Here is a 7,141-nt window from a genome sequence, read left to right on the forward strand (position 1 = left end):
TCTCGGGGTGGGGGGGTGGTGTTTGTTTTAGCGCCGCGGGCGGGGGGGGCGGGCGGGGGGGGGGGGGCCGCCCCGGGGGGGGGTACGCCGCCCGCCCCGCGCGCCCCCCGGCCCGGCGACGCCGCGCCCCCGGGTCACGATCGACCCGGGGACTCGTCCGATCCGTCATCGGCCGGGGACCGACGGACCCCGGCCCCGGGTCACCGCAGGCCGGCCTGGTCCAGCAGCGACTCGGTGACCTCGCGCGGGTCGGCCAGCTCCGGCGGCAGGCCGCGCGCGGTGAACCAGCCGGCCACGTTGCGCACGTCCCGGTCCAGGAACTCCGGCCCGCGCGGGTTCGCCACCAGGTCCACCACCTGCGGCAGGTCGATCACGACCAGCCGCCCGTCGTGCACCATCAGGTTGAACGCCGACAGGTCGCCGTGCGCCAGCCCCGCGGCCGCCATCAGGGCCAGCGCGTCCACGAGCTGCCGCCACAGGTCGAGCAGCTCGTCCGGCTCCGGCCGCAACTGCGCCAACCGGGGCGCGGCCGCGCCGTCCGTGCCGACGAACTCCAGCAGCAGCTCGGTGCCGTCGCGCTGCACCGGGTACGGCACCGGCGCGCCGAGCTGCCAGAGCTTCGCCAGCGCGGCGAACTCGGCCACGGCCCACCGCTCGGCGATGAGGTTGCGGCCGAACGCGCTGCGGTTCGCCATCGCGCGCATCTCCCGCGACCGGCGCATGCGCCGCCCTTCGAGGTAGCCCGCGTCCCGGTGGAACAGCCGGTGGTCGTTGCTGCGGTACCGCTTGGCGGCCATCAGGCACGCCCGGTCGGTGCCCGGCATGGCGCGTTCCAGCAGGAAGACGTCCGCCTCCTTGCCGGTCTTCACGATCCCCAGCTCGCGGTCCACCGCGGCCAGGTCCGTGACCAGCCACTCCGGGTGCGGTTTCGGCCCCTGGTCGGCGTCGCCCCAGGTGGACCACCGGTCGCCGTCCTCGGGCACGTCCGCCGCGGCGGCGTCGTCCCGCATCTGGGCGAGGCGGTCCTTGGCCTCCTCGGTGAGCCGGCCGCGTCGACCCGGCTCGACGTCGCCGTCGGCGCGCGCCAGTTGCTTCTTGGCCTTCTTGATCCGCCAACGCAGGTCGTCGGCGTGGTCGAACTCGGATTCGAAATCCGCGTACTCGTCGTGCTCGCGCACTGGATGTGCTCCAGGTGAAGTGGGAGTGGTCGCCCCCACCGGCGCGGTGTGGTCCTTCGCGCGGGTTCGCGTCAGGCGAGAGGGGCGAGCGGACGGGTCGGTGCCACGTCCCGGACAGCTGTCGCCATCTGGCACCTCCTCGGGTCCGCCCGTGGTCTGCCACCACCGGCGCTTGCGCGTACGGGCACAGGGTGCCCCGGCCGTCGGCGCGGGGCAACCGATTTACCCGCGGACGCCTACCGGGACTCCACGCGGTAGCTGGCGCGCTGGCCCAGCCACGCCGCGCCGAGCTGCGCGACGATCAGGGAGTCGTGCCGCAGCACGCGTTCGTCGTGCCACTGGGGAGCCCTCGGGGCCACGGCCAGCATCCGCTGCCGGGCCGTGCCGCTGAACTCCAGCAGCGCGGCCAGGGCGTCCTCGGCCTCCGCCGGCGGGAGCGGTCGCGTCACGACGGGGTCCGGCAGCGCGAGCTTGGTGTCGGTGAACGTCGCCGAGGTGCCGAGGTCGTGCGCCAGTTGGTGCTCCACCGACTCCGCGTTCACCTGGCGCTGCCGCCACGTCTCGTCCACGAGCGCCAGGCGCAGCCCCAGCGACCTGGCGGCGCACAGCCCGGACCACACCCGCCGCAACGCTTCCGGGGCGGTCAGGTCGTCCGCCTCCAGGCCCGCCGTGATCTCCCGGAGTCGCGCGGGTGTGACCGGTTCGGGCGGTGCGGAGCCGGCTGAGTCGTCGGATGTGTCGGGGCTCACCCGGTCATTCTGACATTCGCCTCACGATGAGGTGTCAGGTCACTCCGCTGTGTCACGCGAACGGCGGCCCGCGAGGGGCGAGAACGACCGTCGGTAATCCTTCGGGGCTACGCCGACCACGGAAGTGAAGTGGTGGCGCAGCAGCGCGGCGGTACCGAAACCGGAGCGCTGCGCGACGTCCTCCACCGGGAGCTGCGTCTCCTCCAGCAGGTGCCGCGCGCGCAGGACGCGTTGCGCGGTGAGCCAGCGGTGCGGCGTCGTGCCGGTCTCGGCGGCGAAGCGGCGGGCGAACGTGCGCTCGGACATGTTCGCCCGTTCGGCCAGGCTCGCGACGGTGTGCTCGTCCTCCAGCCGGTCCTGCAGCCAGGCGAGCAGCGGCTGGAGGCTGTCGGCCTGGTGCGGCGCGGGCAGTTCCACGAACTGGCGCTGGCCGCCCTCGCGTTGCGGCGCGACGACCATGCGGCGCGCGATGGTCGCCGTGGCGGCCGCGCCCAGTTCCCGGCGGACCAGGTGCAGGCACGCGTCGATGCCCGCCGCCGTGCCCGCGCTGGTGACGATGTCGCCCTCGTCCACGAACAGCACGTCCGGGTCCACCTTGGCGCGGGGGAACCGCTCGGCCAGGTGGTCGGCGTGACGCCAGTGGGTCGTGCAGCGCCGCTCGTCCAGCAGGCCCGCCGCGCCGAGGACGAACGCCCCGCTGCACACCGACAGCAGCGTGCTGCCCCGCTCGTGCGCCGCGCGGACGGCGTCGACCACGTGCGGCGGGTACTCGTCCCGGATGGTCACGGCGGGCACGGCCACCAGGTCCGCGTCGGCGAGCGCGTCGAGGCCGCGATCGGGGGTGAAGGACGCGCCGACGCTGGTGCGGACCGGTTCGCCGGGCCGTTCGCCGCAGACCCGGAAGTCGATCCCCGGCACGCCCTCCTCGGTCCGGTCCACGCCGAAGACCTCGCAGATCACGCCGAACTCGAACGGGGCCAGACCGTCGATGACGACGGCGGCGACGGTGCGCAGCATGACGCCACCCTAGTTGGCAGGATCTTGACGCACAACGGCAAGAGTGCCAATTGTGGCGGCATCTTGTGTATCGCACAGTTGGTGCCATGACAGCGATCATCGTGACCCTCGCGGTCCTGGCCCTGGTCGGCTACGGCCTGGAGAGCAACCACCGGCGCGCCGCCCGTCCGGGCGCACGCCTCGCGGGCAGCACCGACGTCGAGGACCGTGACGTGACGCGCGTGACGACCGACCTGCACGCCGCGGCCGCCCACACGTCCCCCGACCGTCCGGCGATCACCCGACGGGTGGCGCCGGTCCACGCCGTCCTCGGCCGTTAGACGATCAGGTCGGCGGTCCTGGCCCCGGTGGGCTCCACCCGCAGCCCGGCCTTGACCGCGACCCTGACCAGGCCCTTCAGGTCGGTCGGCTCGGACCGCGACGTGACGAGCGCCTGCGCGAGCCGGCCCTTGTGGGCCTTGTTGAAGTGGCTGACCGCGTTGCGCCGGCCCGTGCCGTCCTCGGTGACGACCCGGACCACGGCGGCGTCCGGGATGCGGGCGAGCGACGTGTACGGGCTCGACCGGAGGTCTACGACGAACCGGTCGGCGGCCGCGAGCACCGGTTCGAGCGCGGGCCGCCACAGACCGCCCAGCGGTCCGACGGACGGCAGCACGCTCCCGCCGGAGAGCCGGTAGGCGGGGATCGGGTCGCCGCCGTTGACGACGCCGAACAGCGCGGACGCCACCGCGAGGCGCGCGAAGGCGCGGGACTTCTCGGCCTTGGTCAGCGCGTCCAGCGCCAGGGCGTCGTAGAGGACGCCGGTGTAGCGGGCGAGCGCGGGCAGGGTGGGGGAGCGGCGGAGTTCGGCGTTGCGCTCCACCTCGCCGGCCTGGCGCTCGGAGAGCCCGAGGACGGCCAGGCTCGCCGGGACGTCGGCGGCCAGGTCGACCAGGGCGTCGACCAGCTTGGCCCGGACCGGCGTGAGGTCGGGGTGCGAGAGCCGGTCGAGGTCGAGCGGCGCGCCGGAGCCGCCCAGGGCCTTGGTCTCCGACGGGGGGAGCAGTACCAACACGACGCGCAAGCCTAAGCGCCCACGCCACCGCACCCCGCCACCCACTCCGCCTCGGCACCGGAACCACCTGCGCCGCTCCACCCGCCCCGCCCGGAACCGCCCGGCCCGCTCCGCCCGGAACCGCCCGGCCAGGGCTGCGCGCCGCTCACAGCGCCCCCGCCGCGCCGTCCGCCCGAACCGCCGTCCGCCCGAACCGCCGACCGCAAGCCACGCCGAGCCCGGCCCGCAGCCCCCGGCCCCGCCGGCCCCGCACGCCGCCGGTCCCGCACGCCCCGACCAGCCGCCCCCGCACGCCCCGCCGCCGTCAGCCCTCCTGGCCCACGCAGAACTGGTTGCCGTCCGGGTCCGCCAGCACGGTCCACGTCAGCCCCGGCACGGTGTGCTCCGCGACCTCCGTCGCGCCCAACGCCACCAGCCGCCGCACCTCCGCCACCCGGTCCGGCACGTGCGCGTCGAAGTGCACCCGGTTCTTGCCCGGCGTCGGGTCGTCCACCCGCTGCAACCCCAGCTGGAGCCCGCCCGGGCCGCCGGCCGGCGCGAGCATCACGAACTCGCCCCAGTCGTGCTGCACCGCCGTCCCCAGCGCCTTGGTCCAGAACTCCGCCAGCCGCCGCGGGTCGGCGGTGTCGATGGTGATCATGCCGATGGTGATGGTCATGCCGCGCACGCTAGACGCGACCACCGACAATTCCGCCCGGCCGGAACCCGTTGGAACTGATCAGGGCCCGTTCACTACCCTTTCCCGGACAACCCGCCCACGAGGAGCGCCCACCGTGATCACGAGGATGTCGTCGCTGTTCCTGCGCACCCTGCGCGAGGACCCGGCCGACGCCGAAGTACCCAGCCACAAGCTGCTGGTCCGCGCCGGCTACGTGCGCCGCGTCGCGCCGGGCGGTTACTCGTGGCTGCCGCTGGGCCTGCGGGTGCTGCGCAACATCGAGCACGTCGTCCGCGAGGAGATGGACGCCTTCGGCGCGCAGGAGATCCAGTTCCCCGCGCTGCTGCCGAAGGAGCCCTACGAGGCGACGAACCGGTGGACCGAGTACGGCCCCAACCTGTTCCGCCTCAAGGACCGCAAGGGCGCGGACTACCTGCTCGGCCCCACCCACGAGGAGCTGTTCGCGCTCACCGTGAAGGGCGAGTACTCGTCCTACAAGGACTACCCGGTCACGCTCTACCAGATCCAGACCAAGTACCGCGACGAGGCGCGGCCCCGCGCGGGCATCCTGCGCGGCCGCGAGTTCCTGATGAAGGACTCCTACTCGTTCGACCTCGCCGACGAGGGCCTGGCCGAGTCCTACCGGCAGCACCGCGAGGCGTACATCCGCATCTTCGACCGGCTCGGCCTGGAGTACGTGATCGTCTCCGCCACGTCGGGCGCGATGGGCGGCTCGGCGTCGGAGGAGTTCCTGGCGGTCGCGGAGACCGGCGAGGACACCTTCGTCCGCAGCACGGAGTCGGACTACGCGGCGAACGTCGAGGCCGTCACCACGCCCGCGCCCGCCGAGCAGGACCCGGCGACGAAGCCCGAGGCGCAGGTGCACCACACGCCGAACACGCCCACCATCGAGTCGCTGGTCGCGTTCCTCAACGCCAACACCGACCGCGCCTTCACCGCCGCGGACACCCTGAAGAACGTCCTGGTGAAGACCCGGCAGCCCGGGCAGAAGGAGTGGGAGCTGCTGGCCGTCGGCCTGCCCGGCGACCGCGAGGTGGACCTGAAGCGCCTGGAGGCGGCGGTCGAGCCGGCCGAGGTCGCGATGCTGGAAGAGGCGGACTTCGCCCGCAACTCCTTCCTGGTCAAGGGCTACATCGGCCCGGCCGCGCTGCAGGCCAACGGCGTGCGGTACCTGGTGGACCCCCGCGTGGTGCGCGGCACGGCGTGGGTGACCGGCGCGGACAAGGCCGACCACCACGTGGTGGACCTGGTCGTGGGCCGCGACTTCACCCCCGACGGCACGATCGACGTGGCCGAGGTCCGCGAGGGCGACCCGTCGCCCGACGGCAAGGGCGTGCTGGTCGCCGCGCGCGGCATCGAGATCGGCCACATCTTCCAGCTCGGCCGCAAGTACGCGGACGCGTTCTCGCTCGACGCGCTCGGCCCGGACAGCAAGCCCATCCGGATCACCATGGGCTCCTACGGCATCGGCGTGTCCCGCCTGGTCGCCGCCATCGCCGAGCAGAGCCACGACGAGCGGGGCCTGATCTGGCCGCGCAACGTCGCCCCCGCGGACGTGCACGTGGTCGTCGCGGGCAAGGACGAGGCGCTGCTCGCGGGCGGCGAGAAGCTGGCGGGCGAGCTGTCCGCGGCGGGCCTGAAGGTGCTGCTGGACGACCGCAAGGCGAGCCCCGGCGTGAAGTTCGCCGACGCCGAGCTGATCGGCGTGCCGACGATCCTCGTGGTGGGCCGGGGCCTGGCCAACGGCCTGGTCGAGGTCAAGGACCGCCGCACGGGCGAGCGCGAAGAGGTGCCGGTCGACCGCGCGGTCGCGCACCTGCTGGACGTCGTCAAGGGCTGAAGCACCACCCGTCCGGGGCGGCCGCGACCGCAGTATTGCCTACTGCCCGCGGCGGCCCGCTCGGGATCATCCCGGTATCGGCGAGCAGGGCGGGATCCGGAACTCGGTGCACGGGCGCGTGGACGCGGTCGTGCAGACGGGGTCGGTCCGGGACGTCCGGATCGGCGACGACCACGACCGGCGCGGCGTGTTCGCGCTGCTCGTCGTGGTGGTCCTGCTGGTCGTCGCCGGTGTCGTCGCCGTGTGGCGGGTGACGGCCGACGAGGAGCCGCCCGCGTCGCCGCTCGCCGCGACCACCGACGTCCGGCTCAAGAAGAGCTGCCAGTCCGGCTGGGTCGTGCCCGACCCCGGTGACGTGCCGATCCCGATCTCCACCAGGAAGCGGCCCGCCGGCGCCGTGCTGGGCAGCGGTGGCGAGGTGGCCGTGACGGTCCAGGGCCTGACCGGCGCGGCCGTGGTGCTGCAGTCGGCGCGGGTCGAGGTCGTCCGCCGGGCGCCCGCCATGACCGGGGCCTTCCTGCCCTCGCCGTGGGGGGGGGGGGGGGGGGGGCCCGCGAGGGCACGCGCCGCCCGCCCCCCCCGCCCACCCCCGGCAGGGAAGGTTATATATAAAGACAAGCCGAG

At 74.1% G+C, this 7,141-nt stretch carries 8 protein-coding genes; 3 read left to right on the forward strand and 5 right to left on the reverse strand.

Translation table 11 applies throughout. The features are described from left to right. Window positions 1-200: 200 nt before the first annotated feature. From ACFXGA_RS23605 to ACFXGA_RS23615, 3 genes are all read right to left on the reverse strand, one after another. Window positions 201-1,178, reverse strand: a complete 978-nt coding sequence (locus ACFXGA_RS23605; RefSeq protein ID WP_378091100.1) for a serine protein kinase RIO — start codon at window positions 1,176-1,178, stop codon at window positions 201-203. Between the two features lie 236 nt (window positions 1,179-1,414). Then, window positions 1,415-1,927: a hypothetical protein gene (locus ACFXGA_RS23610; protein WP_378091102.1), complete on the reverse strand. Its 513-nt coding sequence runs from the start codon at window positions 1,925-1,927 to the stop codon at window positions 1,415-1,417. Window positions 1,928-1,966: 39 nt separating this feature from the next. Then, window positions 1,967-2,944, reverse strand: coding sequence for a helix-turn-helix domain-containing protein (locus ACFXGA_RS23615; RefSeq protein ID WP_378091104.1), 978 nt, complete (start codon window positions 2,942-2,944; stop codon window positions 1,967-1,969). 86 nt (window positions 2,945-3,030) lie between these two features. Between ACFXGA_RS23615 and ACFXGA_RS23620 the strand changes: the two genes are divergently transcribed. Continuing rightward, window positions 3,031-3,264 carry a hypothetical protein gene (locus tag ACFXGA_RS23620; protein ID WP_378091106.1) on the forward strand — a complete coding sequence of 78 codons (234 nt, stop codon included), beginning with the start codon at window positions 3,031-3,033 and terminating at the stop codon, window positions 3,262-3,264. Here the strand turns inward: ACFXGA_RS23620 and yaaA are convergent. Then, window positions 3,261-3,998 (reverse strand): peroxide stress protein YaaA, encoded by a 738-nt coding sequence (gene yaaA / locus ACFXGA_RS23625; RefSeq protein WP_378091107.1) that lies wholly within the window; start codon window positions 3,996-3,998, stop codon window positions 3,261-3,263. The two genes, ACFXGA_RS23620 and yaaA, sit on opposite strands and share 4 nt — an antisense overlap. 304 nt (window positions 3,999-4,302) lie before the next feature. Next, window positions 4,303-4,656, reverse strand: a complete 354-nt coding sequence (locus tag ACFXGA_RS23630) for a VOC family protein (protein ID WP_378091109.1) — start codon at window positions 4,654-4,656, stop codon at window positions 4,303-4,305. Between the two features lie 115 nt (window positions 4,657-4,771). On the opposite strand from ACFXGA_RS23630, the gene ACFXGA_RS23635 reads away from it, so the two are divergent. After that, window positions 4,772-6,517 carry a proline--tRNA ligase gene (locus ACFXGA_RS23635; protein ID WP_378091111.1) on the forward strand — a complete coding sequence of 582 codons (1,746 nt, stop codon included), beginning with the start codon at window positions 4,772-4,774 and terminating at the stop codon, window positions 6,515-6,517. Between the two features lie 106 nt (window positions 6,518-6,623). Beyond that, window positions 6,624-7,141: hypothetical protein (locus ACFXGA_RS23640; RefSeq protein ID WP_378091113.1), on the forward strand; the 518-nt coding region annotated here is incomplete at its 3' end.

The sequence above is a fragment of the Actinosynnema sp. NPDC059335 genome (assembly GCF_042752395.1).
In the GTDB taxonomy this organism is placed as follows: Bacteria; Actinomycetota; Actinomycetes; order Mycobacteriales; family Pseudonocardiaceae; genus Actinosynnema.

Bases quoted from the DNA above. Each gene is read 5' to 3' on its own strand.
- ACFXGA_RS23615 (WP_378091104.1), bottom strand. From the start codon at position 2,944: ATGCTGCGCACCGTCGCCGCCGTCGTCATCGACGGTCTGGCCCCGTTC.
- ACFXGA_RS23620 (WP_378091106.1), top strand. From the start codon at position 3,031: ATGACAGCGATCATCGTGACCCTCGCGGTCCTGGCCCTGGTCGGCTAC.
- ACFXGA_RS23630 (WP_378091109.1), bottom strand. From the start codon at position 4,656: ATGACCATCACCATCGGCATGATCACCATCGACACCGCCGACCCGCGG.